22 protein-coding genes are annotated in these 24,163 nt (G+C 58.4%); 17 read left to right on the top strand and 5 right to left on the bottom strand.

Going from position 1 to position 24,163, the window contains the following annotated elements:
* Positions 1–198: 198 nt before the first annotated feature.
* The 6 genes from BCM02_RS17675 (at position 199) to BCM02_RS17650 (ending at position 8,360) form a co-directional block, all read left to right on the top strand.
* Positions 199–2,748, top strand: coding sequence for an S-layer homology domain-containing protein (locus BCM02_RS17675; RefSeq protein ID WP_187434275.1), 2,550 nt, complete (start codon positions 199–201; stop codon positions 2,746–2,748).
* A gap of 42 nt (positions 2,749–2,790) precedes the next feature.
* Positions 2,791–3,660 (top strand): GNAT family N-acetyltransferase, encoded by an 870-nt coding sequence (locus BCM02_RS17670; protein ID WP_246183440.1) that lies wholly within the window; start codon positions 2,791–2,793, stop codon positions 3,658–3,660.
* A 185-nt stretch (positions 3,661–3,845) separates the two neighbouring features.
* Positions 3,846–5,579 (top strand): ABC transporter ATP-binding protein, encoded by a 1,734-nt coding sequence (locus BCM02_RS17665; protein ID WP_148930434.1) that lies wholly within the window; start codon positions 3,846–3,848, stop codon positions 5,577–5,579.
* A 25-nt stretch (positions 5,580–5,604) separates the two neighbouring features.
* Positions 5,605–6,279 (top strand): response regulator transcription factor, encoded by a 675-nt coding sequence (locus BCM02_RS17660; RefSeq protein ID WP_148930433.1) that lies wholly within the window; start codon positions 5,605–5,607, stop codon positions 6,277–6,279.
* On the top strand, positions 6,276–7,442 hold the full coding sequence (locus tag BCM02_RS17655) for a sensor histidine kinase (RefSeq protein ID WP_246183428.1): 1,167 nt from the start codon (positions 6,276–6,278) through the stop codon (positions 7,440–7,442). Before BCM02_RS17660 ends, BCM02_RS17655 begins: the two co-directional genes overlap by 4 nt.
* Positions 7,443–7,592: 150 nt before the next feature.
* Entirely contained in the window at positions 7,593–8,360 is a 768-nt protein-coding gene (locus BCM02_RS17650; RefSeq protein WP_148930432.1) for a MerR family transcriptional regulator, read from the top strand.
* A 19-nt stretch (positions 8,361–8,379) separates the two neighbouring features.
* Here the strand turns inward: BCM02_RS17650 and BCM02_RS17645 are convergent, their stop codons facing one another.
* Both BCM02_RS17645 and BCM02_RS17640 read right to left on the bottom strand, forming a co-directional pair.
* On the bottom strand, positions 8,380–8,871 hold the full coding sequence (locus BCM02_RS17645) for a hypothetical protein (RefSeq protein WP_148930431.1): 492 nt from the start codon (positions 8,869–8,871) through the stop codon (positions 8,380–8,382).
* A gap of 166 nt (positions 8,872–9,037) precedes the next feature.
* The gene (locus BCM02_RS17640; protein WP_148930430.1) at positions 9,038–10,231 is read right to left on the bottom strand and encodes an oxalate decarboxylase family bicupin; all 1,194 of its coding nucleotides are present in this window, start codon (positions 10,229–10,231) and stop codon (positions 9,038–9,040) included.
* Between the two features lie 216 nt (positions 10,232–10,447).
* Here BCM02_RS17640 and htpG point away from each other — a divergent pair, with 216 nt between their 5' ends.
* Positions 10,448–12,325: a molecular chaperone HtpG gene (gene htpG / locus BCM02_RS17635; protein ID WP_148930429.1), complete on the top strand. Its 1,878-nt coding sequence runs from the start codon at positions 10,448–10,450 to the stop codon at positions 12,323–12,325.
* A 189-nt stretch (positions 12,326–12,514) separates the two neighbouring features.
* Here htpG and BCM02_RS17630 read toward each other — a convergent pair whose 3' ends face one another.
* Entirely contained in the window at positions 12,515–12,781 is a 267-nt protein-coding gene (locus BCM02_RS17630) for a hypothetical protein (RefSeq protein WP_148930428.1), read from the bottom strand.
* A gap of 177 nt (positions 12,782–12,958) precedes the next feature.
* On the opposite strand from BCM02_RS17630, the gene BCM02_RS17625 reads away from it, so the two are divergent.
* Together BCM02_RS17625 and BCM02_RS17620 are read left to right on the top strand one after the other, a co-directional pair.
* Positions 12,959–13,318 carry a hypothetical protein gene (locus tag BCM02_RS17625; RefSeq protein ID WP_148930427.1) on the top strand — a complete coding sequence of 120 codons (360 nt, stop codon included), beginning with the start codon at positions 12,959–12,961 and terminating at the stop codon, positions 13,316–13,318.
* A 243-nt stretch (positions 13,319–13,561) separates the two neighbouring features.
* Positions 13,562–14,686, top strand: a complete 1,125-nt coding sequence (locus BCM02_RS17620) for a cation diffusion facilitator family transporter (RefSeq protein ID WP_148930426.1) — start codon at positions 13,562–13,564, stop codon at positions 14,684–14,686.
* 99 nt (positions 14,687–14,785) lie between these two features.
* Here the strand turns inward: BCM02_RS17620 and BCM02_RS17615 are convergent, their stop codons facing one another.
* Together BCM02_RS17615 and corA are read right to left on the bottom strand one after the other, a co-directional pair.
* Positions 14,786–15,748 carry a DMT family transporter gene (locus BCM02_RS17615; RefSeq protein WP_148930425.1) on the bottom strand — a complete coding sequence of 321 codons (963 nt, stop codon included), beginning with the start codon at positions 15,746–15,748 and terminating at the stop codon, positions 14,786–14,788.
* A 41-nt stretch (positions 15,749–15,789) separates the two neighbouring features.
* Positions 15,790–16,737, bottom strand: a complete 948-nt coding sequence (gene corA / locus BCM02_RS17610; RefSeq protein ID WP_148930424.1) for a magnesium/cobalt transporter CorA — start codon at positions 16,735–16,737, stop codon at positions 15,790–15,792.
* Between the two features lie 201 nt (positions 16,738–16,938).
* Between corA and BCM02_RS17605 the strand changes: the two genes are divergently transcribed.
* The 8 genes from BCM02_RS17605 to BCM02_RS17570 all read left to right on the top strand — a co-directional run bounded on the left by BCM02_RS17605 (position 16,939) and on the right by BCM02_RS17570 (position 24,160).
* Positions 16,939–18,177, top strand: coding sequence for an MFS transporter (locus tag BCM02_RS17605; protein ID WP_148930423.1), 1,239 nt, complete (start codon positions 16,939–16,941; stop codon positions 18,175–18,177).
* A 463-nt stretch (positions 18,178–18,640) separates the two neighbouring features.
* On the top strand, positions 18,641–19,318 hold the full coding sequence (locus BCM02_RS17600) for a response regulator transcription factor (RefSeq protein ID WP_148930422.1): 678 nt from the start codon (positions 18,641–18,643) through the stop codon (positions 19,316–19,318).
* 17 nt (positions 19,319–19,335) lie between these two features.
* Positions 19,336–20,685, top strand: a complete 1,350-nt coding sequence (locus BCM02_RS17595) for a sensor histidine kinase (RefSeq protein WP_246183427.1) — start codon at positions 19,336–19,338, stop codon at positions 20,683–20,685.
* Between the two features lie 69 nt (positions 20,686–20,754).
* Positions 20,755–21,873, top strand: a complete 1,119-nt coding sequence (locus BCM02_RS17590) for an FtsX-like permease family protein (protein ID WP_148930420.1) — start codon at positions 20,755–20,757, stop codon at positions 21,871–21,873.
* A 2-nt stretch (positions 21,874–21,875) separates the two neighbouring features.
* A complete protein-coding gene (locus BCM02_RS17585; protein ID WP_148930582.1) occupies positions 21,876–22,553 on the top strand; it encodes an ABC transporter ATP-binding protein in 678 nt (225 codons plus the stop codon).
* Between the two features lie 81 nt (positions 22,554–22,634).
* A complete protein-coding gene (locus BCM02_RS17580) occupies positions 22,635–23,033 on the top strand; it encodes a VOC family protein (RefSeq protein ID WP_148930419.1) in 399 nt (132 codons plus the stop codon).
* Between the two features lie 120 nt (positions 23,034–23,153).
* The gene (locus BCM02_RS17575) at positions 23,154–23,666 is read left to right on the top strand and encodes a GNAT family N-acetyltransferase (protein ID WP_148930418.1); all 513 of its coding nucleotides are present in this window, start codon (positions 23,154–23,156) and stop codon (positions 23,664–23,666) included.
* 149 nt (positions 23,667–23,815) lie between these two features.
* Positions 23,816–24,160 carry a hypothetical protein gene (locus tag BCM02_RS17570; protein ID WP_148930417.1) on the top strand — a complete coding sequence of 115 codons (345 nt, stop codon included), beginning with the start codon at positions 23,816–23,818 and terminating at the stop codon, positions 24,158–24,160.
* Positions 24,161–24,163: the final 3 nt, after the last annotated feature.

Genomic DNA, 24,163 nt, shown 5'->3' with positions numbered 1-24,163 from the left:
TAAATTCCCTTGTCAGGTTGTTGTCTGTAAGCGATTTTAATCGCGATTTGATTAGACGTTTTCGAATTCTTTCACCGGGTGAAAATTAGGGGAGGATGTCAAATATTACAGCTAAACTTTTAACCTATGGAAGCCGATAATGGGGGGATAGGGTGGTTCTATTTTCCTATGCCAATCGACTTACATAGGGGTGTCATAATGAAAGAATGGACAAAATGGATGCTGACGACGACGATATTGAGCATGTCGTTGGCACCGGCCGGCGCATATGCCCAGGAGGTGGCGGCCAACGCTCAAGCAACGCCGAATGCATCGTTTACGGATATCTCGAAAGTATCGCCGGATCGGCTGCAGGCGGTGCAGGATGCGGTCGCCAAAGGATTGCTCAACGGTTTCCCGAATGGTCAGTTTCAACCGGACAAACAACTCACTCGACAGGAACTTGCCGTTATTCTGGCGAGAGCGCTTAACCTGATGCCGAGCGCGACCGCGAGCACCACTACGAGCTCGACATTCACGGATACCGCAAGCCTATGGTCTGCGCCGTATATTGAAGCGGTACGCCAGGCAGGGTTAATGGGCGGCTCAAGCGACGGACATTTCCGGCCGACGGATATCTTGACGCGTGAAGAACTGGCGACTGTATTCGTTCGCTCGGTTGGCGGCGCGAACGCGCAAGGCGGAGAGGCGTCTGGCACTGGCACAGCGAAAGGCGCGAGCAAGTGGGCGGCTGACATGGTCGAGAAGTCTAATCAGCTCGGACTGATGGAGGACGAACAAGGAACGACGCCGAAGAGTCCGGTGAACCGCGAAGACGTCGCCGCTTATTTGGTAGAAATCTTCAATGCGAAGGAGCAAACGGCGGTCATCGAGAAGATCGACGGCGATTACGTCACGATCGATGGCGAGACGGTATTGGTCACGAAAGAGTTAAAGGCACTCTTCGCGGGTCAAAATCTCGATGCGCTGAAGGGCGCGAAGCTGACTTATTCGCAGCAGAACAAAAATATCGAAGGCTTGGCAAAACTGGAAATTGCGGCAAGCGGCACCGATGCGAAGTCTGTGACGTTCGACGCTACGGGCAGCAATTTTGATGGCGACATTGTCATCGCAGGCGATAAGGTTGCGATTAAAGGCGAGAAGCTGACGCAGGTCACGCTCGGCGAGAAAGCAAGCCGCATCGAGCTGAATGCCAAGGTCGACGAGCTGGCGGTTTCGGCGGGGCAATCCGTCACGATCAGCGGCGCCGCCGCGATCGAGAAGATCAAAGTCGGCAGCGACAAGACGAAAATTACGCTGGGCAAGGACGTCGCCATCGAGAAAGTCGAGCTGCCGACAGGCGTGAAGATGTCCGATGTCATCGCCAACTACGATGCGGTCAAAGTGCAGATCAAGATCCGGGAAGCCGATCCGGCGCCGGTGTATTCGGGCGGGGGAAGCGTTAACCAAGCGCCGGTTCTGACAGGTACAAGTCTCGGCTTAACCGACGGGTTAGTTGGAACTCCGATAACGAAGGAGGTTAGCGCGGCGTTCAACGACGAAGACAAAACATCGCTGATCTACAGCCCGCAATCGAGCAATACGGCTGTAGCTACCGTATCCGTAACTGGTAGTACACTGACGATTACGCCGCTTGCGGTAGGCACGACGACGATCACCGTGAAGGCGACGGATGCACAAGGTCAGCACGTGAATTATACGTTCGAATTCGCGGTCGCCGTGCCTGTCCTGTCGGGGACGCCGATCGTCATCGACCAAGGATATCTGGGAGACCCCGCGGTTACCACCGATGTCAGCGTTGCCTTCAACGATGAGATCTACACGTCGCTGACTTACTCAGTCTCATCCAGTGCCCTGTCTGTGGCGACGGCTGAGATCACGGCCGATAAGACATTGACGGTAACGCCTATCGCAGCAGGAACGACAACGATCACCGTTACGGCGAAAGATGAAACAGGGAAGCTTACGGACTATTCTTTCACGTATACGGTTATGCCGGCACTGACGATAGAACGCAAAGACGAAACGCCGTTCTATATCAACGGTACCAATACCTCGATTGCGCTAAATACGACCAATGTGACGCCTTTCGGTTATACGTACGGCAAACGCACCCTGAAAGATTATGTAAAGATTATGTATAAAGGCAAAGAGGTTAGCAGCTTAGAGTACGACATTACCGAAAATGATTTTAATGTGAAGGACGAGCAGGCGATGGAAATCGCGGAACTCAAGCTAAGCTCGAATTCGGATAAAATCGCTTTCACGTCCAATGCCCCGGCGGGGATGCTGATTACGCCTAATGCGCTTGAGGAGAATTTGGACGCGGACATGATCTTTAGCCTGCAGACAACGGACAGCGCACCTCAAGTGATTGAAGTTCCGATTACGGTGGATAAGACGGCTCCGGTTTCCGTCGTCGAGCCGTCTGACGACTTCAAGACATTCACCTTTACCGTGAACGAGAAGTTGACTGTGCATCCAATAGTGGGGATGCAAATAATTCCGAACATAATTGTGAATGACAATGCGCTGCAATTAAATCTAACCAATGACTATACGGCAAATTATGATTCGATGACGAACAAGATCACACTCATCCTAACTTCGGGCGGTTTCGACAAGATTAAAAATACCGACGGCATTATCCCGAACGACACGAAATTCAGCTTCACCATTATGATGACCGACTTCTCCGATAATTTGGTTGCTCCGGTCACGTACACGGTCTCGCGCACTCCTAACTAATTCATGCACACTGTCAACGGGTTGGAGGGATGTAGCTTGAACATGGTTGAACTCAGCGTCGCCGAGCTCGCCGGCAGACCGGATCTTGTGTTACCTGGCGTGGCGGATTTGTTCCAGCCAGATCAGCCAGATCCCCCTCGACGGCTCGCCATCGGCGCTTCCGATGGCGACGGCTATCAAGGCGCCGTTGTCATCGAACTTTCACAAGACCACGGCACGGCCCACCTCCGCTCGATCATGGTTCGTCCCGGCTCCAGACGGCAAGGCATCGGTCGTCGCCTGCTGGAGGCTGCCGCCGAACGGTTGAAGTCGCGCGGTTACGCCCAGCTGCTCGCCGAGTTTATGACCGAGACAGGAGGGGAGCTGACGACGGCAGGCTTCCTGCAAGCATGCGGATTCATCTCCCCCCAGCCTGGAATTCATATCCGGACGGGACCGTTCACCTCGCTGCAAGGGCAACGCTGGCTGTCGCTGCGGCTCCCGGACGAGTTCGTGGTCGCGCCGTGGGGCAATCTCGCGCCATCGGAGCGGGTGCTGCTGCTGGAGGCGGCATCGTACGAATATCCCGACATCCTCTCGCCGTTCGAAGACGACGCGGAGGTGGATCCTTCCCGAAGCCTGCTGCTGCGGTACCGAGGTCAGCCTGTCGGCTGGATGCTGCTGGAGGAGCTGGAACCTCGTACGGTGCTGTTCAAGACGATGTACGTCTTCAAGCGGCATCAGCGCATGGCGCGCGGCGTGGCGCTGTTCGCCGAAGCGATCCGGCGGCTCATGGCCGAGGGGCATTATCCGAACGGCATGTTCTTCGTCGAACACGAGAATGAGCCGATGCGCAGGTTCATGGAACGCTATTTCTTCTCGCCCGACCTCAGGCAAGAGACGATGTGGCGCAGTTACCGCACGCTACCGTAGACATCATCGAGATACTTCATTTCGTATCTAGCATCACGTATCAAGCCCTCTCATCCCGAGCCATCTCGTACTACGCGCCGCGCGCGTTTTGCGAGATGGCTCGTTTTCGTTTAAACTCCGTTTACATAGACGTTATACATTAATCACGACTCATCGATGCGATTAGCAATAAAGGAGCGGATAACATGAAGCAAAATATAAGAAGGTTCTGGCGGCTCGTGCTGGAGACGAACCCGCCGAAGGCGCTGCTGGCGATCGCCGTGGCGCTGAGCGTCGTCAATACGCTCGTCGGCCTGACGATCCCGTTGTTTACGAAGAATTTAGTGAACGGCTTCTCGCTCGATTCGCTCGGCGCGGGACAGATCATCGGCCTGGCCGGCGCGTTCATCGCGCAGGTCATCGCCGGCGGCGCGGCGGTCTACATGCTGCATTACGGCGGCAACAAGATCGTATCCGCCATTCGCGAGCGGCTGTGGCGCAAGCTGCTTCGGCTGCCGGTGCCTTATTACGACAGCAAGGAGACCGGGGAGACGGTCAGCCGGCTGACCAATGATACCGCGGTGATGAAAGGACTCATTACCGAGCATATTACGGGCTTCTTCTCCGGCGTACTCTCCATCATCGGTTCGCTCTCGGTCATGTTGTACATGAACTGGAAAATGACGCTCGTCATCTTCACGGTATTCCCGCTCGCCGCGCTCATCATGATGCCGATCGGCCAGCGCATGTACAAGATCGCCAAAGCCGCGCAGGAAGAGAACGCGCGCTTCGCGTCGGTCGCCACGCGCGCCGTATCGGAAATTCGCCTCGTCAAGGCATCGGGCTCGGAAGCGGCCGAGTTCGAGCAAGGGAGCAACGGCATCCGCAAGCTGTTCGGACTCGGACTGAAGGAAGCGAAGATGCAGGCGTTGATCAGCCCGACCGTGTCGTTCCTCATGCTCGTCATCCTCGTGGCGCTGATCGGCTTCGGGGGCGTGCAGGTGTCGTCCGGCGCGATGACCGCCGGCGAATTGGTTGCCTTTATAATGTACCTGTTCCAAATCATCATGCCGATCACGCAGATTACCCAGTTCTTCACGCAATTCCAGAAGACCATGGGCGCGACCGAGAGCATTATCGGCATTCTGGAAGCGGACGAGGAAGCGTTGGAAGCCGGACTTACGGTTCCGCGCCGTACCGAGCCGATTCACGTGCGCGACGTCTCGTTCGCCTACAATGCCGAAGAGCCGATTCTCGACAGGTTGAACTTCACGATCGAAGGCGGCAAAGTCACGGCGATCGTCGGGCCGAGCGGCGGAGGCAAAACAACGCTGTTCTCGCTGCTGGAGCGATTCTACCTGCCTTCGGCAGGGGCCATTCGCCACGGGGAGCGGGACATCGCGGACTATTCGCTGCAATCGTGGCGGAGTCAGATCGGCTACGTCTCGCAGGACAGTCCGGTTATCGCGGGAACGATCCAGGACAATTTAACCTATGGGTTGGATCGCGTGGCGACGCCGGAGGAAATCGAGCAGGCGGCACGAATGGCTTACGCGGACGGTTTCATCCGGGATTTGCCGGACGGCTACGAGACGGCGGTCGGCGAGCGCGGCGTGAAGCTGTCCGGCGGCCAGCGCCAGCGGATCGCGATTGCCCGGGCGCTGCTGCGCGACCCGCACATTCTCATGCTCGACGAAGCGACGTCGAATCTCGACAGCCAATCGGAAGAGGCGGTTCAGCTTGCGCTTGCGAATTTGATGCAAGGGCGAACGACGGTCGTCATCGCGCACCGTCTGTCGACGGTCGTCGATGCCGATTCGATTATTTTCATCGAGAAGGGACGCATCACCGGACAGGGGACGCATGAGCAGTTGTACGACGGACACGAACTGTACCGCAGCTTCGCGGACGGCCAACTTCGCATGCATATGATGGCCTAACAAGCCCGACGAGAGGAGAGCAATCATGGCGCAAATACTCGTAGTGGACGACGACCCTCATATTCGCGAGCTGGTGCGCGTTATTATGCAGCGGGAAGGATATGCCGTTGCCGAAGCGGCCGACGGGATGGAGGCGCTGGAGCGGATGAAAGCGTCCGCGGCGGACTTGGTTATTCTGGATATTATGATGCCTCGCATGGACGGCTGGGCGCTGTGCAAGGAGCTTCAGCGGCTGTATGAAGTCCCGCTGCTCATGCTGACGGCCAAAGGCGAGACGGGCGATAAAGTGCGCGGCTTCGAGCTGGGGACGGACGATTATCTGGTGAAGCCGTTCGATCCGCCCGAGCTTGCCGTTCGGGTCAAGGCGCTGCTGAAGCGGTACCGGATTAACAGCTCTCAGCAAGTGTCCGCCGCCGGACTGACGCTTGACCGAGCGGCGAACCGGGCCCAGGCGCACGGCGAAGAGCTCGCGCTCCCGCCGAAGGAATTCGAGCTGCTGTTCATGCTGCTCGGCAACCAAGGCCGGACCTTGACGCGGGATCAACTTATCGAGTCGATCTGGGGCTACGATTTCGACGGGAACGAACGGACGCTCGACGTGCACATCAACCGGCTGCGGGAGCGTCTTGCCCAGCGGGACGTGCCGCTTGCGATCCGCACCGTGCGCGGGCTCGGCTACCGGATGGAGAATGCGACATGAGGGCCGGGCGGACCGAACGCCGCAGACGCCGCTTGGGCAAGGAATCGGTCTGGGATGCTCTGGCGAAGCGCCGATCGCGCCCGCGCATCGCGGCCCGCATTGTCGGCGTCGTCGTCATGCTGTTCCTCTCGGCGGGCGTGGCGTTCTCGATCGCGTATTGGTTAACCGGCGGCCTGTTGGACCGGATCGATCGGCAGTGGACGCCGTATTGGACGCAGCTGGCCACCGCGCTTATCGGCATGCTCATCATGATGCTGTCGGCGATCGTCATCGGGCTCGTGACCGGACCGAAGCAGCGGCTAATCTGGGGCGAAATCATCGACGCATTGCGAAGAATCGCCAAGGGGGATTTCAATGTAACGCTGGACAAAGATCGGCGGATGGACGGCCAGTGGGGCGATTTCGTGCAGACGATCAACCATATGGCCTCCGAGTTGAAACAGATGGAGCAGCTTCGTCAGGAATTCATCTCCAACGTCTCGCACGAGATCGGATCGCCGCTTACCTCGATCCGCGGATTCGCCCATGCGCTTCAGAACGAATCGCTCACGCCCGAAGAGCGCAAGCATTACCTCTCGATTATCGAGACCGAGAGTATGCGGCTCTCCAAGTTAAGCGACAATCTGCTCAAGCTGACATCGCTCGAATCGGCGCACCAGCCCTTCGAACCGCGCGTTTATCGGCTGGACGCGCAGCTGCGCAACGTCGTGCTGGCGTGCGAGCCGCAGTGGCTGGAGAAGGAGCTGGAGCTTGCGCTCGAGCTGTCTCCCGTCACGATTGAAGCGGATGAAGAGACGCTCAGCCAAGTATGGAACAATTTGATCGTCAATGCCGTGAAATTCTCGGAGCGCGGAGGGGAGCTTACCGTACGCCTCGCGCAGAGCGGCGACGAAGCCGTCGTCGAGGTGAGGGACACCGGTTGCGGCATCGCGGAAGAGGATCGGAAGCGCATCTTCGAGCGGTTCTTCAAAGGGGACAAGTCGCGGACGAGAACGGCCGGCGGAAGCGGGCTGGGCTTATCGATCGCGAGCAAAATCGTCGAGCTGCACGGCGGGACGATCGGCGTGCGAAGCCGCCCGGGCGAAGGCGCAACGTTCACGGTGCGTCTGCCGATCAAGGCGAAAGGCGCCGGCTTCCCGGCTTCGGGCGAAGCGCCCGCGTAACCGGATCTAGCAGCACCGACAAGCACGCCGCGATAGGCGTGCTTTTGTTTTCCCTTACCTTGCATCCGTGGCCATAAATTCCTTGATCCAACCGCTTGACTCTCCTCTTAGAGGAGACCTTAGAGTAAAGTTCGAAAGGAGCGTGACGCTATGAACTATACGGTAAAGGAAGTGTCGGCGGTGTCCGGCGTAACCGTGAAGACGCTGCATCACTATCACAAGCTCGGTCTGCTCGTGCCGGCCGAGGTCAGCGATGCGGGGTATCGTCTGTACGGCGACGAAGAGCTGAAGCGGTTGCAGCACATATTGTTCTATAAGGAACTGGACTTTCCGCTGGCGCAAATCAAGACGCTAATGGATGGCGGTCAGGAGAGATTAACGCAGCTTACCGAACAAGAGCAATTGCTGAGAACGCGGCGAGAGCGGCTTGATGAGGTCATGAAGACGTTGCAGGCGACAATAAATCACGAGAAAGCAGGGGAAGCTATGGCAAAGGAAGAGATGTTCCGCGGATTCGGTCTCGACAGCGAGGAAGCATGGCGAGAAGCGTTGGGAGAACAGCATGTTCATCTGAACGAAACCTATGGCGTCGATCTACTCGAAGATCAACCGATTAATCCAGCCGCCATGAACGAGTTGGCCGAGGAAGCGGCGCAATTCATGGGCGCGATGGCCGAAGCGCTGCGCGGCGGCATCATGCACAAGGATGAGCGGGTTCGCAAGCTGCTCGTCGATCACGCGGCGTTCCTGACGGCGCGCATGCATCCGACGGGAGCGGCCGAGCTGGCGGCTCAGACGAAATTTTTCTTAACCGACGCGTTCCATCTGCAGATGCTCGAGAGCCAACAGGTGGGGCTGGCCTACTATTTGGCGGCAGCTGCAGATGCATGGGCGTCGGAATCGGCGTCGAACGCGTGACGAACCAAACTTATTACCGTCAAATGCGGGATCTGCGCGGCATGTTGAACGTCATCTCCGTCCGCTCTTCCCGCTCGAACCACAGCTGGAACAGATAGACGCCGGTGCTCAGACCGGTCAAGATGAGCAGGATCGTCGTACTGGTCAGCGTCCCTTCGGTGATGCCCGCTCTGGACAGCCAAGGCGCGAGCTCGAAGGCGAACAAGCCGTTCACGGCCAAGTTCAGCATCAGATACAGCCAGAACCGCCGGAAGGATAGCGCGAAAATCCAGATCGTCACGACCCAATAAGCGCTGAAAATGAGCGGCGCCGGCGTAATCGTATCCCACGCGAACAGCGATTGCTTATAGTGCCACCAGCCGTATTCCCACGCGACCTCGTACAGAATCACGTTGACGATCGTAACGAACATGGCGGCGGGCAAATATTGGCGTATCAAATCGCGGCGAAGCAGCAGCAGGGTGAGGAATGGCAGTATGAACACCGCCCATAAGCCGATACGAAGAATCATAAGTACGTCACTCCTTTTCAAGTTAACCGACGGATGATTGCGGTGGTTACGCTTGTTATCTCCTTCATCTACGATGCTCATGCGTTCTATATACAGCCAAAACAGCCTGAGCTTGGCCGCGTTCGCGGCTAAAGCCCAGGCTGTTTGGCTTATGACAAGTCAGTTGCTACTCCGCTTCCGCGCCATCGGACGGATATTTCACGACAGGCCACTTGACTTTGCGAAGCGACGCCATCAGCTCGGGCGACGCATTCAAATTCGCCGCGACCAATGCGCTAGGGGTCAGCGCCATCCATTGGTTCAGCGAGACGTCCGAGAAGCGCGCGGCTTTGAAAATTTCCAAATACCAGATCGTTTCGTTGCCCGTGTTCTGAATATAGTGACCCAGCGCGCGCGGCACGTAACCGACGTCGCCCGCCCGGTAGTCGAACGTGCGCGCCGTCCCATTGCCGGCGAACACGGTCATCCGGCCTTTGCCGGTCAAGTAATACTGCCACTCGTCGCTGTTCGGATGCCAATGCAGCTCGCGCATCGCCCCGGGCTTGATTTCGACGAGCGCCGCCGCGATCGCGACCGAGGCGGGGAAGTTGGACGAATCGACGATGCGGACGCTGCCGCCCGGCGTCACGAGCGGTTCCTGCGCGAGTAGGCGATGCTTAAACGAATGCGGAATGGTGCCGTATGGGGAGGAGACGGCTTGGCTGTCGATCGAGCCGGGTACCTGAGCCGGGAAGATGTACACCTGATCGTCGGGTATAGATTCGAACGCGCGCTCGGGTACGCCGAAATTGGCGGCTAGCACGTCTTTGGGCGTGCGGGCGAACCAGTCCGAGATCGAGAGCGTGTTCAGATCCGAGAAGGCGCCGTCGTCGAACACGAGCAGAAACTCGCAGCCTTCCTCCAGCGCCTGAATGGAGTGGGGAAGTCCCGGAGGGAAATACCACAGATCGCCGGGACCGACATCGGCGATGAAGTTGCGTCCGTCCTGGTCGATCGCGGTTATGCGAGCGCAGCCCCAGATCATATAGGACCATTCCGCCTGCTGGTGCCAATGAAGCTCGCGGACGCCGCCGGGCGTCAGACTCATGTTAACCCCGGCCATCTCCTTGGCGACCGGCAGCTCGCGCACGGTAATTTCGCGGGACCAGCCGCCATGATTGAGCTGCATGTGCGTGTCGGAGAACGACATTCTCAAATTGGGCAACAGCCCTGCGTCGGTGACGGGCGGCACGAGCAGATCGGGGTTTTCGATATCGCGCATAATGTCCCGCGGACCTTTGTCCGGCCCGCCGGCGCCGTCCGGGCGAATCGGCTGCGGAACGCGCCAGTCTTTGCCTTTCGGTTCATTCGATGGATGCATTCTTCTTACCTCCTGTCCATTTGCGCGCATAAGCGCACCCTTTGCTGCTAGCTATGTAGACAAATATGAGAGACGGCGTGGCCAATATGTGCCTTGGAAATATTGACATGCGGGAAGGCGAAATGATATAAAATTAGTGGACTGGCACTCGGCGCATTAGAGTGCTAACGAATGTGGAACGATCCATTACGATGAACCATGGAGGAGAAGCAAGGTATGGAGAAAAAACAGTTTCAGGCCGAGTCCAAACGTTTGTTGGACATGATGATTCACTCCATCTACACGCAGAAGGAAATTTTCCTTCGCGAACTGATTTCCAACGCAAGCGATGCCATTGACAAAATTTACTATTTGGCGCTGACCGATTCGAACCTGACGTTCGACAAGGACAGCTATTACATTCAAATTACGGCGGACAAAGAGAACCGCACGCTGACGATCCGCGATACGGGCATCGGCATGACGCAGGAAGAGATGGAGAACAATCTGGGCGTCATCGCCAAGAGCGGCTCGCTTGCGTTCAAGAAGGAGAACGAATCGAAGGACGGCCACGACATTATCGGCCAATTCGGCGTCGGCTTCTACTCGGCGTTCATGGTCGCGGACGTCGTCACCGTCGTCAGCAAGTCGCTGACCGGCGGACAAGCGTACAAGTGGGAGTCCGCTGGCGCGGACGGCTACACGATCGAGCCGTGGGAGAAGGACGCCGTCGGCACGGAGATTACGCTTAAGATCAAAGCCAACACCGAAGACGAGAGCTACGACGAATTCCTCGAGGAATACCGACTCAAGGCGATCATCAAGAAATACTCCGACTTCATCCGCTACCCGATCAAGATGAACGTCACGAGCCGCCGTCCGAAGGAAGGCAGCGAGAACGAATACGAGGATTTCACGGAAGAGCAGCGCGTCAACAGCATGGTTCCGATCTGGCGCAAGAACAAGAACGAGCTGACGAACGAAGATTACGAGTCGTTCTATAACGAGAAGCGCTACGGCTTCGACAAGCCGCTCAAGCATCTTCACCTGCACGTGGACGGCGCGGTCGTCTATCAAGCGATTTTGTATATTCCGGAGAACACGCCGTTCGATTTCTACACGAAGGAATACGAGAAGGGGCTGGAGCTATACGCGAACGGCGTCCTGATCATGAACAAATGCGGCGACCTGCTCCCGGACCATTTCAGCTTTGTTAAAGGCATGGTCGACTCCGAGAGCCTGTCGCTCAACATCTCGCGCGAGATGTTGCAGCATGACCGCCAGTTGAAGCTGATCGCCAAGAATATCGCGAGCAAAATCAAGAGCGCGCTCCAAAGCCTGCTCAAGGACGAGCGCGAGAACTACGAGCAGTTCTACAAGTCATTCGGCCGCCAGCTGAAATTCGGCGTGTACAACGACTACGGCGCCAACAAGGAGGCGCTGCAAGATCTGCTCCTGTTCACCTCCTCCAAGGAGAAGAAACTTGTCACGCTGGACGAGTACGTCTCCCGCATGCCGGAAGAGCAGAAGTATATCTACTACGCGACCGGCGAGACGAACGAGCGGATCGAGAAGCTGCCGCAGACCGAGCTGGTGGCGGACAAAGGGTATGAAATTCTCTACTTCACCGACGATATCGACGAATTCGCGATCAAGATGCTCATGGCATATAAAGACAAGGAATTCCGCAGCGTCTCGAGCGGCGACCTCGGCATCGAGGAAGAGAACAAGCAGGAGGACGAAGAGCTGGCGAAGGCTAACGCCGATCTGTTCGACTACATGAAATCCCAACTGTCGGGCAAAGTGTCGAACGTGCGCGCATCCAAGCGGCTGCGCAGTCATCCGGTCTGTCTGACGTCCCAGGGCGAAGTATCGATCGAGATGGAGAAAATCCTGCGCGCCATGCCGAACAGCGGCGGCGTCTCGGCCGAGAAGGTGCTGGAGATCAACGTGAACCACGAGGTGTTCCAGTCGCTCAAGTCCGCGTTCGAGCAAGACAAGGAGAAGTTAAGCCTGTATACGGCGCTCCTCTATAACCAAGCGCTGCTCATCGAAGGACTTCCGCTTCAAGATCCGGTCGAGTTTACGAACGATATTTGCAAAATCATGGTGTAACCGCCTAGCGCATGATATAGAGGCAACGCCCCTGTCGCGGCCAATTTGGCCATGACAGGGGCGTTGTCGTTCTTGCTATCCCAAACCTCCGGTGCGTTCGCCGTAAACGGGACTATAATGGACGGGAAATACATGTTAAGATGTCCATATTTGCAGAATCGGGAGCGATACGGACGGGTGGAGACGGATTTAGAGCGCTTGTCGGTCGGATAGCGGCGGCGCTTCGGGCATTCGTTGAACGTTCGCCTGCGCGCTGCGAGTCGCCTCGAGGAAAGCTTGCGTGCTGCGGATTCGGTCGTTGGCCTGATTGATTTGGTGGTGATGTTTGCCGATCGCGATCCGGTTGCGTTGAAGCAGTTCGTCCACCTTTTGCGACGTCGCCGCGATCTTCAAGATCGAAGGACTGACTTGTTCGCGTTCCGTAAGTCCAAGCTGCACAGCGTGTTGATCTGCCATCTTCTAAACCTCCCAAAATACGAATCTTGGCGGCGGCGGGCGTCGGGTTGTCGGTCCATTATGGATTCGGGGCTGCATGGTTGGCGCTATGTTTGTGAAGTGTATATACCCATTGCTGATAGGCCTGAAACAAGGGGCTAGTACGAAAAGAAAATAAAACGCGAAGGAAGGAAGCCTATGAACAACGGATTATGGATCATCCTGCTGCTGCTCGTGGCGGCCGTGTGGTTCGCGCGCGCCGCATATCGGAAGCGAAGCGGAATTTCGGGCGCGGTAATAGGGCTGCGAATGTTGGTTGACAAAGAGCGGCGGGGGACGAGCGAAGCGTCGGATTTGCCCGAATGGGAGAGCAGCCTGTCGCTGCTCAACCGGCACCCGAGCGAATATAATCAATTGAATATGGAAATCGGCGTCGTGGAAGCGTTCGTGTTCTACTTGATGCGGCATTATCCCGAGGATGAGCGAATTAGCCAACTTCGGGAAGAAGCGGCATTCCGGAAGGATACGGTCATGGGGTTTAAAGTAAACCGTCCCTAGCAGCTTCCGCGCGCCCGAGGCGAAACGGTTACCTTAGTCTTTTGAGGCATCCCGCCCATTTGTATTTGAACGAAAGCCGCGGACTCGCGGCTTTTTTCGTATCCTAAGCAAGAATGGAACGGAATATCGATTCGGTCTTGCACGCTGGCGAATTTTTGCATTATACTATATATGAGCATTTGTTCATATATAATGACGAGCGGTACTTGGAAAACTAAGGGGTATCCGGTTGGAGGTAGCTGCATGAAACATACGAATCGAGGCGCGAGCGATCATAAGGCGCGCGGGCAAGAGGCTAACGGCACAGAGGCTCCGCATGAGCACAAGCACGACCATACGTGCGACGGACATGGACACGATCATGACCACGATCACGGCAATGAAGGTCATGGCCATGACGAGGGCCACAGCCATGACGATGGTCACGACCACGGACATCATCACGGCCACGGTCATCATGGTCACGATCACCATCATGGACCGGGCCATCATCATCACGGACCCAATAATAAAGCTGGCCTTACGATCGCGTTCGGCATTACTTCGGCGATCATGCTGCTTGAATTTGCGGGAGGGCTGCTGACGAACAGCCTCGCGCTGTTGTCCGATTCCGGTCACATGCTGAGCGATGCGGCGGCTTTGCTGCTCAGCCTCACGGCATTATGGATGGCGGCGCGGCCCGCGACGGCCCGTCGTTCGTTCGGCTACTACCGCTTCGAGATTTTGGCGGCCCTCTTTAACGGGGCGGCGCTGTTCTTCATCGCCGGCATTATCATCTGGGAAGCGGCAGGCCGCTTCCTCTCGCCTCCGGAGGTGCAGAGCGGCTCGATGATGCTGATCGCTTTGATCGGGCTGCTCGCGAATCTCGTAAGCGCGTGGTTCCTGATGCGCAAGGGCGACGTGAAGGACAACATTAATGTCCGCAGCGCGTACCTGCACGTACTGGGCGATGCGCTCGGATCGGTCGGCGCGATCGTCGCCGGCTTGCTGATGTACTTCTACTCCTGGTACGCCGCCGACCCGATCATTAGCGTCGTCGTCGCGCTTCTTATCCTCAAGAGCGCTTGGGGCGTGATCAAGTGGGCCCTCCATATTCTGATGGAAGGCACGCCGCCGGCCGTCGACGCGGAGCAAGTCAAGAGCGCGCTGCTGACCATCGAAGGGGTCCAAGACGTGCACGATTTGCATATTTGGACCATTACCTCGGGCATGGATTCGCTCAGCTGCCATCTTCGCGTGCTGGATGCCGCGGACGAGCAGCGCGTCCTGCAGCAGGCGATCAACCGAATATCCAAGCAGTTCCGGATCGACCATACCGCGATTCAAATCGAGAAATCCGGCATTGCCCATCCCGCCTGCAAAATTTAACGTCATTCAGAAACGAACAAAGCCGCATGCCTCAAGGGCCTGCGGCTTTGCTGCGCTTCCCGGCGCCGAGCGCGAGGGAAGTCATCGAACGGAGGAGGGCTAACCGCCGAGCAGCTTGAGCATGAGGATGCCCCCGAAGGTCGTGACCACTCCGGCCGTCTCGAGCCTCGTGAACCGTTCGCGCACGTAGAATCGGGTGTACGCGAGCACGAACAGGACGTTGCTCGCGACAACGGCGGAAACAAGGCCGGCTTTCCCGAGATCGAAGGCGGTTAAAATCAGCACCATGCCGACCGCGTTCGTAATGCCGATGAGCATCCCGACCAGAAAGGCGCGGCGGTCGGACCAAGACTTGACGGCTGCGCCGGTTCCATTGACGCCGATTGAGCGTTCTCCGCCGCGCGAATCGGAGGCGGGACGATCGCTCCCGGCACCATAACCCGCGACCGCGGCCTCCTTGCGGGGAAGGCGAGCTTGGCGTCGTTCGATCCATCGCCAGGCGCCGAAACAAAACGTCCCCGTAAAGAACATCAGGAAGAGCGTCGGGAAGAGCGGCGCCTCCAAGAGCTGAGACCATTTGCCGGAAAGATCGTTGGCCGCGAACATCGCGAGCGCCAGCAGCCCCCACTGCGCGCCTTGCAGATTGCCCAACGTAATATCGTTGGAATACCGGACGAGCAGCACGCCCGCGATAATGACGAGAAAAGCAGCCGACTGCGCCGTATCGAGCGTTTCGCCCCAGATGACCAGCGCGCCGATGACGACGAGCACGGCCGGGAGAGCGGTAATGATCGCCACGACGGAAGCTTTGCCGACTTTGAAGCCTTGGAACATGCTGGCATTGGCCACGAAGGAGAAGAGTCCCATTTGCACCCCGATCCAGGCGCTCGCGTTCCATGATTGACCGAGGAGAAGCGCGCATGCCCCGCTGATGACGGCTCCCATGAAGAACGTCCCGGAGAGCAGCGCGTTGCGGCTTAGAGGCTGCTGGCTCGTCCAGTGGTAGAAAATGCCCCGTAGACCGAAGCTGATGGATGCTAGTATGGAGAATAGAAGCCACATGAACGGATAAGGTCCTCGCTTTCGTTATTTTGACGCCGGTATTATCTGAACCAGCCTTTCCTGCGGAACCAGCCGTACATGCCGATGCCGAGAGCGGCCATGACGATCAGCACGGCGCCATACCCCCAACGCCACTCAAGCTCCGGCATATGGACGAAATTCATGCCGTACAGGCCGGCGATGAACGTCAGCGGCATGAAGATCGTCGTAATGACGGTCAGCGTCTTCATGATCGCGTTCATGCGGTGGGCGTTCAGCGAGATGTAGCTGTCGCGCAGATCGGCCGTGATTTCCCGGTTCGCATCCAGCATATCGGCGAGCTTGAGCAAATGATCGTGGATATCTTTGAAATAAACGAGCTGGTCCTTCAGCTCGTCGATCCGCTCGGTATTGAGCAGCCGATAGAGCAGATCGCGCATCGGCAGAATCGTCCGCCTTAATTTCAGCAGCTTGTTGCGGATGTCGAACACCTGGTTCATCCACTGCTCGTTCCCGAGGGAGCTGGCCGATTCCAACTCGACCAGCTGGTCCTCGAGCGTATACATGCCGGGGAAATATTCGTCCACCAGTTTATCCATGACCACGTAAGCGGCATAGAGATGGCCGCGATCCTTCCCCTTCTGCTGGCCGCCGATCTTCGTCCATGCTTCGTCGATCTCGCGAAGCGGACGGTGGTGGAACGTGACGATATACCGGGGACCGATAAACAGGTTCACCTCGTGAGCGGCCAGCGTCTCGGGCTGGATCGCGTGCATGACGAGAAAATGGACATCGTCATAGTGGTCCATCTTCGGGCGCTGCAGCAAATGCATGCAGTCTTCGATCGCCAGAGGATGGAAGCGAAAATGGCTGCCGAGCAGCTTCGCCTCCCGCTCGGTCGGTTCGCTGAAATCGACCCAATACCAAAGAATGGCGTCGTCCGCAAGCTCGCTCAAGGCGAGGTCGCGCAGCACTTCGAGCGTCTTGGTAACGGCTAACGTACGAATCATGAAAGAAGACTCCTTGCAAGCGGGAATGGTTCCCATTATACCATAGGCACGGCAATCGGTAAGCGCGCCGGCAAGGTCAAATTCTCATATATTCTTGTCTAAATATAAGGTTGCGGACCCGGCGGCTTTCTGTGAAGATAACGATAGCGGCAAAATCGACAGCTTGCGCTTAATCCCGAAGAATCGTGGTGCATCTCGCCTATGAAATCCAAAACGCCGATCGTCAAACTCGGCTTGACCATGAGCCCCCGCGTTTGGCTGAACGCCAAAATCGATCTGGGGGCGACTTGCTTATTCAGCTTGTTCAACGTCGTGCTCAACCAATTCTATGTGGCCTTCGCCATCCAGCAGGGCGCCAGCCACGCCCAGGTCGGCATTTTGACGGCCGCGCCGGCCGTCGGCTTGATTTTCTCCCCGCTCTGGGCGAACTGGATCGAGAAGCGCAACCGGCCGCTGCCCTTCGTCATCATCCCGAATATAATCGGACGGTTATTATTGTTCTTCCCCGCGTTGTTCGCGTCGCCTTCGGTCTACGTGGCGGTCGCGATCGCCTTTCAATTGCTGATGGGCATCCAAGCGCCGGCATATGCGTCGCTAGTCTCGCGCATGTACCCGGCCGAAGTGCGCGGCCGGCTGATGGGTTACGTGCGGGTCGCCATGGGGCTATTCATGATTCCGCTCGCGTACGTTGTCGGCAGCTGGGCGGATGCTTCGGGTCCGTCGGGTCCGTTGATCGCGGCATCGATCGCCGGGACGGCGTCGATCATCCTGTTCCGCGGATTGAAGATTCAGAAGCAGAAGCCGAAGCCGCAGGCGGATATTCGCAAATTTTCGCTGCGGGATCAATGGGCGCTCGTGAAGGGCAACCGGCAGCTGGCCGTCTTCTTGGGGGCGACGACGTTCGCGGGGTTCGGCAATATGATGGCCAGTCCCCTGTACCAGATTATTCAGGTCGATGCGCTCGACTTGTCGAACGTGCAGATCGGGTTCGCCCGAATGGCGTACTATTGCGGCTTGCTCGTCACGTTCCTCGTGGCGGGTTACATGATCGACCGGTTCGACATCAAATACACGCTCATGTGCGGGATCGGCGCTTATGCGGTCGTGCCCGCCCTCTATGGATTATGGGGCACTTACCCGGCCGTCATTATCGGCAACGGCATTCAAGGCGTCGGCGAAGCGATCTGGGACATCGGCATTCTGTCCTTCATCTTCCGGCTCGCGCCTGGCCGCGAGGCCGCCGTCTTCGGCGTCCATCTCATGCTCTTCGGCTTCCGTGGTTCCATCGGCCCGCTGCTGAGCACGACGGTGCTGCAGGACGTCCCGATGGGCGCGCTGCTTCTCTCGGCGGCGGCATGCGGCGCGATCGGCACGGCGATGTTCGTGCTCGGCAACCGGAAGCAGGCCGTCATGCCGCGCACGCCGGATTTATCGGCCTAACCGGCAATAGTATCCATACGTTCGGCATAGCGCCGGTGGACGTCGACAAGACGCGCCTCCGGCGCTATTGGCGTTGGCGCCCCGCCTTCGCATCCCGCGGCCTCGCTGTGGTATTCTAAGGCGGAGTTACGTGCGGGGCACGAACCTTGGGAGTAATGCTGTCAGGTTAAGGAAAAACGTAGGGTGAAGTACCGGTAGCCAGTGGCTAACAGGTTTCAACACGCTTATGTCTAAGAATGCCTTAGAACAACTGAAGCTTTGTCCGTCAGGACAAAAGCGTGCCCCCCTCAGGCCCAATCGCCGACCACGAACAAGCGCGCCAGCACGAAAAGGGAGTCCAGAGGGCAAAGTCCTCTGGAGCCTCCTCGGCGGAGGAGGTGGGAGGAGGGAGCAACAAAACGTCGGGTCAAAAGGGCGGAGCACTCTTAACCTGACAGCACGAACCTTGGGAGGGTTGGAACGGATGAAACATCTATTGATCGCGGATGACGACGCGCACGTTCGCGCCTTGCTGCGCCGCGTGCTGACGCGCGAAGGCTACCGGTTGACGGAGGCTCGAGACGGGGAGGAAGCGGCGTCGATGCTACGGCAGCAGCGTTTCGATCTGGCCGTTCTCGACGTCATGATGCCGAGAATGGACGGGCTTGCGCTGTGCGAGCACATTCGGGAGCTGTACGATCTGCCCATTATCATGCTGACGGCCAAAGATCAGCTATCGGACAAGGAGCAGGCATTCCTGCGCGGGACGGACGATTACGTGACGAAGCCGTTCGAACCGGAGGAGCTGCTGTTCCGCATAAAGGCGCTGTTCAGGCGTTATTCGCGCGCGTCCAGCGACCGGATCCAGCTCGGCCAAGTCGTTATCGATCGCCAGAATTACGAAGTGACGGCAGCGGGCGAGACGCTGCTGCTGCCGATGAAAGAATTCGAGCTGCTTGCGCAGCTGGCGCAATACCCGGGGAGACTGTTCGCCCGGGAGGAGCTAATCCGCCTCATATGGGGCGCCGATTACGAAGGAGACGAGCGGACCGTCGACGTGCATATCAAGCGGCTGCGGCAGCGCTTCGCGGGCTACGCGGACGAATTCGCGATCCAGACGGTGCGGGGCATCGGCTACAAGGCCGAGGTGAAGAGCCGTTGAGGTCGCTATATGCCCGCGTGTTACTTATTACTTTGGCCACCATCCTGGTTAGCAGTTTTCTAGGCTTCTTCGTGTCCAATATGTATTACCATGCGAAGCTGAAGCCTTATAACGACCGTAAGCTGGTCGGAATCGCCGAGCAGATGGCGTCGTTCATCGAGGTCAGCCCGGAGACGATGGAGTCTTACTTGCATAATGCGGCTTCCCTTGGCTATGAGATTTTGGTAGTGGACGAGCAGGGGGGTGAACGTTATTACGGCAGCTCGTTCCGGGAACGCGATTTGACGACGGAAGCGAAGCAGGCCGTCTTGGCGGGCGAAATCTATCACGGCGTCGCGCGATTCCCGAATCAGCCGTTCGTTTCGGGATTTTCTGATAACGCTTCCAGCAATACGGTGGGCGTTCCGCTTGCGAAGGGGACGTCTCGCCATGCCTTGTTCGTGCGCCCGGACGTACTGCTGCAGTTCGGTGAGCTGCGCAGTTTCTTTGCCATGATCGGCCTGCTCGCCGTCGCCTTCAGCGTCCTCATTTTACTTGCGAGCACCCGTTATCTGGTCGGGCCGATTACCCGTCTTAGCGAGGCGACCAAACGAATCGCGCAAGGCCAGTACCAATTGAAGCTGCCGACGAAGCGGCGCGACGAGATCGGGCGGCTGGCCGCGCATTTCATGACGATGAGCCGGGAGCTCGAGCGGGTGGATCAGGCGAGACAGCAGTTCGTCGCGAACGTCTCGCATGAGATTCAATCGCCTCTGACCTCGATTCAAGGGTTCGCGCAGGAGCTGGCGCATCCGGATTTGCCGCCGGACGAACGGGAACGCTTTGCCGACATTATCGCCCGGGAGAGCCGTCAGCTGTCCCGTCTGAGCAAGCAGCTGCTGCTGCTTGCTTCCTTAGAGCAGGGCGGGGAAGCGATGCGGCGCGAGAAATTCAACCTGCGGGCGCAGCTCCGGCAGACGGCGCAGCTGCTGGAGTGGCAACTGGAAGAGAAGGAACTCGCGCTGAAGCTGGCCGTGGCGGATGACATCGAGATCGAAGGGGACCAGGTGCTGTTGATGCAGGTGTGGACGAATCTGATCGGCAACGCGATCCGACATATCCCGGCCGGTCGTTCGATCGAGGTTCGCGCGGAGCGGGAGGGCGGCCGGGTTGCCGTGCGCGTCTCCGACACGGGCGACGGCATCGACGCGGCGCACCTGCCGTTTTTGTTCGACCGCTTCTATCGGGCCGATCGCGCGCGGGAACGCGAATCCGGCAGCGTCGGACTCGGATTGTCGATCGCCCAAAGAATCGTTCAGCTTCACGGCGGGACGATCGAGGCGGAGAGCAGCCCGGGACAAGGGACGACGTTCACGGTCGAATTGTAACGCGTTATTCATACGCCGTTCATGTTCGCTTCCTACACTAGGGACAGCAAGCGAGGAGGGATGACGAACATGTTTTTGGCGTTAAGAGAAATTCGGCATGCGAAGGCGAGATACGCGCTGATCGCCCTGATCATGCTGCTGGTGTCGTTCCTGGTGCTGTTCGTGACAGGACTGGCGCGCGGGCTGGCGTATGACAACGCGGCTTCGATCCAAAATATGGCAGCCACGCATTTCGTCCTGCAGGAGCAATCGGAGCATCGGCTGGCGAGGTCCGCGGTCGGAAACAAGGAGCTGGCGGCCGCGCGGGAGGCGGTCGGCGACGCGCAGGCGACCCCGCTGGGGATGCGGATGTCCGCGGTCATGGTTGAAGGCTCGTCCGGAAAGCTCGACGCGGCGCTGCTGGCCGTCGATATGAACGGCTGGCTGTCGCCGAGCGTGGCGGCAGGCCGCACGATCACAGGCGGTGCGGTCATGACGATCCTAGCGGACCGCAAGTTGGCGGAGTCAGGGGCGCAGGTCGGCGGGGTAATCGTGGACGTCGCGACCGGCATACGGCTGACGATCGCGGGCTTCGTGGACGACGAATCGTTCAGCCACGCGCCGGCCGTGTTCATCAGTCTGGACGATTGGTCGGCCATGCAGGCGCGAACGGAGCTTGCGGCCGGTCCTTCGGCGGACGCCTCGTACAACGCGATCGCGGTCCAAGCGAGCGGCGACCGGCTAGAGGCGCTTCGGGAGGCGCTGCCGGAGGCGGAGATCATTACAAAGGCGGATGCGGTCTCGGCGATTCCGGGCTACAAGGAGGAGCAGGGCTCGCTGCTCATGATGATCGTCTTCTTGTTTGTTATTTCGGCTTTCGTGCTGGCGGTCTTCTTCTATGTCATCACGCTGCAGAAGGCGGGCCAGTTCGGCATTCTGAAAGCGATCGGGACGCGCACGTCTTATCTCGCCGGCAGCGTGATCGGCCAGGTGCTGCTGCTCTCGACCGGGAGCCTGGCGGCAAGCAGCTTGCTGATTCTGTTGGCGCAAACGGCGCTTCCCGCGAGCCTGCCGTTCCGGCTGGAGACGGACACGCTGCTGCTGACCTGCGCGCTATTCCTTGGCATGTCCGCGGCCGGCTCGCTGCTGTCCGTCGCGCAAGTCGCGCGGACGAACGCGCTGGACGCGATCGGGAGGGCTGCGGGATGAGCATGCGATCTGGATTTGCCATGAGAGGCGTTACGCACTCCTTTGCGGACGGCGGGACGGTCCTTCAGGTGTTGGACGATCTATCGCTCGAGGTTGGCGCGGGCGAGCTGGTCGCCGTCATGGGACCTTCGGGTTCGGGCAAGAGCACGTTCCTGTCCATTGGGGGCGCGCTGCTCGCGCCGACGGGCGGCGAGGTGCTGATAGACGGCGAATCGTTCGCGGGGAAGAGTCCGCTCGAACTGGCCGACCTGCGGCTGAACAAGATCGGGTTTGTTTTTCAGAGCGCGAATTTAATTCCTTACTTATACGTTCGTGAGCAGCTGATGCTCGTGGCCAAATTGGCAGGTATGGAGAAGGGGCAGGCGCGTCGCCGGGCGTCGGCGCTGTTGGAGCAGCTCGGGCTGTCGCATAGAGCGAATGCCTATCCATCGAAGCTATCCGGCGGGGAACGGCAGCGCGTTGCGATCGCGCGGGCGTGGATGAACGACCCGGCCGTGCTCTTCGCGGACGAGCCGACGGCAAGTCTAGATGCGTCGCGCGGCAGAGACGTCGTGGGGATGATCGCCGAGCGGACGAAGGCGGAACGCAAAAGCGCCGTCATGGTCACGCATGACGATCGCGTCCTGTCATTTTGCGATCGCGTGCTCTATATGAAGGACGGTCGGTTGGTCCCTATCTAGCTTCTTTCAGTCTGGTATACTATGGGCGGGATCTATTGGCAGGACATGATCCGACCGACAACGGACAAGGAGTGGAACAGGTTGAGCAAAGTCACGCCGTTTCTGATGTTTCAAGGCCAGGCGGAGGAAGCGATGAATTGTTATGTCTCGCTCGTCGAAGGCAGCGAAATCAAGCGCATCGTCCGGTACGGACCGAACGAAGCGGGCGCGGAGGGAAGCGTCATGCAAGCATCCTTCTCGCTGAAAGGCCAGGAAATCTTGTGCATCGACAGCAGCATGAAGCATGAGTTCACGTTTACGCCCTCCTTCTCGCTCTTCGTCGACTGCGATACGGAGGAGGAGCTGGACAAGCTGTACGCCGGCTTGTCGGAAGGCGGTCACGATTTGATGCCGCTTGGCGATTACGGCTTCAGCAAGAAATTCGGCTGGTTCGTCGACCGTTTCGGGGTCTCTTGGCAGCTGACTTTGCCGCACGTCTAAGCGCCGCATACGAGATTGTCGCGCGACGCGCGCGTGCGATTCTCCGCTTGGCAGGCAAGCTGACGGCGCCAGCCGCATATGCTCTGGGAGGACGAACTCACGTAAGGGGGGCAATTGCGGATGGCGTTGAGAATCTATACGCTGCAAACGCTGCAGGAGACGGCGCTCTGGCGGGAGGCGTTCGCGAAAGGCGGCCTCGATCGGCCGATCGGCTATTACGCCGATTGCTTCGAAGCCAATCGAGGCGGCACGCGGATCACCGTGTTGGCAGAAGCGGACGGTGCGATTGCCGGATGCGGACATGTGTTGAAGGCGTCCGGCTATGCGCTGTTCCGGGAAGCGGGCATTGCGGAAGTGAACGATCTGAACGTCTTGCCGGAGTTCCGTCGCCGCGGAGTCGGCGGCCGGCTGCTCGACGAGCTGGAAGCGATCGCATCGCGCAGGTATGCGCCGATCGGTCTTGGCGTCGGATTAGATGCGAGTTACGTACCGGCGCAGCGGATGTATGCCAATCGGGGTTACGGGCCGGATGACAGGGGGCTGCGCTTGGTGAGAGCGCCGGTCGAACCGGGCGGGCTCGACCGGACGGCCGATCGGCTGTTGTATTGGGCGAAGGCTCTGAGCGCGAAGTGAACTTCGGCGCGGCGCGGCGAATAGCCCGGAGGCTCGCAATCGAGTTATCGGGCTATTCGCGTTTGCCCACACTTTTTCAAGCGAATGTAACATTTTTCCTTTCTATCTCGTTTAAGTAGAGTCGTCGGTTGACGGGAAAGGAGAATGCTATGTTTTCGAGTCGGTTTACGCTGGTCGCGGCCAGCTTCATCGTCGGCTTATCGTTTATCGTCGGATGCTTCGTGCTCAGAACGGGGGAATCCCCGCTCGTGCAGACGACCGGCGGGGAGAAGGCGGTGATGACGCTCGGCGAAGCGGCGGCGGCGCTGAATATGACCGAGGCGCAGGTCAAGCTGATTATCAGCTCGGAGGAGCGCGATCCGGGAGACGAGCGGATGAAGCTGCCCTACTTCAATATTAATAGCGATCTCTATATAAGCCGGGCGGGCCTCCTGGCCTGGATCGAAGCGGCGGCGGCCGAGCGGCGGCACTATACGGGGGAGACGATCCGATAATCT

The organism is Paenibacillus methanolicus, assembly GCF_008124765.1.
GTDB classification, from domain to species: Bacteria; Bacillota; Bacilli; order Paenibacillales; family Paenibacillaceae; genus Paenibacillus_Z; species Paenibacillus_Z methanolicus.
This window is presented reverse-complemented; position numbering and strand designations above follow the sequence as displayed.

What these genes read in the sequence shown, in the direction of transcription:
- BCM02_RS17675 (WP_187434275.1), top strand. Translation starts at nt 199, where the DNA reads ATGAAAGAATGGACAAAATGGATGCTGACGACGACGATATTGAGCATG.
- BCM02_RS17670 (WP_246183440.1), top strand. Translation starts at nt 2,791, where the DNA reads ATGGTTGAACTCAGCGTCGCCGAGCTCGCCGGCAGACCGGATCTTGTG.
- BCM02_RS17665 (WP_148930434.1), top strand. Translation starts at nt 3,846, where the DNA reads ATGAAGCAAAATATAAGAAGGTTCTGGCGGCTCGTGCTGGAGACGAAC.
- BCM02_RS17660 (WP_148930433.1), top strand. Translation starts at nt 5,605, where the DNA reads ATGGCGCAAATACTCGTAGTGGACGACGACCCTCATATTCGCGAGCTG.
- BCM02_RS17655 (WP_246183428.1), top strand. Translation starts at nt 6,276, where the DNA reads ATGAGGGCCGGGCGGACCGAACGCCGCAGACGCCGCTTGGGCAAGGAA.
- BCM02_RS17650 (WP_148930432.1), top strand. Translation starts at nt 7,593, where the DNA reads ATGAACTATACGGTAAAGGAAGTGTCGGCGGTGTCCGGCGTAACCGTG.
- BCM02_RS17645 (WP_148930431.1), bottom strand. Translation starts at nt 8,871, where the DNA reads ATGATTCTTCGTATCGGCTTATGGGCGGTGTTCATACTGCCATTCCTC.
- BCM02_RS17640 (WP_148930430.1), bottom strand. Translation starts at nt 10,231, where the DNA reads ATGCATCCATCGAATGAACCGAAAGGCAAAGACTGGCGCGTTCCGCAG.
- htpG (WP_148930429.1), top strand. Translation starts at nt 10,448, where the DNA reads ATGGAGAAAAAACAGTTTCAGGCCGAGTCCAAACGTTTGTTGGACATG.
- BCM02_RS17630 (WP_148930428.1), bottom strand. Translation starts at nt 12,781, where the DNA reads ATGGCAGATCAACACGCTGTGCAGCTTGGACTTACGGAACGCGAACAA.
- BCM02_RS17625 (WP_148930427.1), top strand. Translation starts at nt 12,959, where the DNA reads ATGAACAACGGATTATGGATCATCCTGCTGCTGCTCGTGGCGGCCGTG.
- BCM02_RS17620 (WP_148930426.1), top strand. Translation starts at nt 13,562, where the DNA reads ATGAAACATACGAATCGAGGCGCGAGCGATCATAAGGCGCGCGGGCAA.
- BCM02_RS17615 (WP_148930425.1), bottom strand. Translation starts at nt 15,748, where the DNA reads ATGTGGCTTCTATTCTCCATACTAGCATCCATCAGCTTCGGTCTACGG.
- corA (WP_148930424.1), bottom strand. Translation starts at nt 16,737, where the DNA reads ATGATTCGTACGTTAGCCGTTACCAAGACGCTCGAAGTGCTGCGCGAC.
- BCM02_RS17605 (WP_148930423.1), top strand. Translation starts at nt 16,939, where the DNA reads ATGAAATCCAAAACGCCGATCGTCAAACTCGGCTTGACCATGAGCCCC.
- BCM02_RS17600 (WP_148930422.1), top strand. Translation starts at nt 18,641, where the DNA reads ATGAAACATCTATTGATCGCGGATGACGACGCGCACGTTCGCGCCTTG.
- BCM02_RS17590 (WP_148930420.1), top strand. Translation starts at nt 20,755, where the DNA reads ATGTTTTTGGCGTTAAGAGAAATTCGGCATGCGAAGGCGAGATACGCG.
- BCM02_RS17585 (WP_148930582.1), top strand. Translation starts at nt 21,876, where the DNA reads ATGCGATCTGGATTTGCCATGAGAGGCGTTACGCACTCCTTTGCGGAC.
- BCM02_RS17575 (WP_148930418.1), top strand. Translation starts at nt 23,154, where the DNA reads ATGGCGTTGAGAATCTATACGCTGCAAACGCTGCAGGAGACGGCGCTC.
- BCM02_RS17570 (WP_148930417.1), top strand. Translation starts at nt 23,816, where the DNA reads ATGTTTTCGAGTCGGTTTACGCTGGTCGCGGCCAGCTTCATCGTCGGC.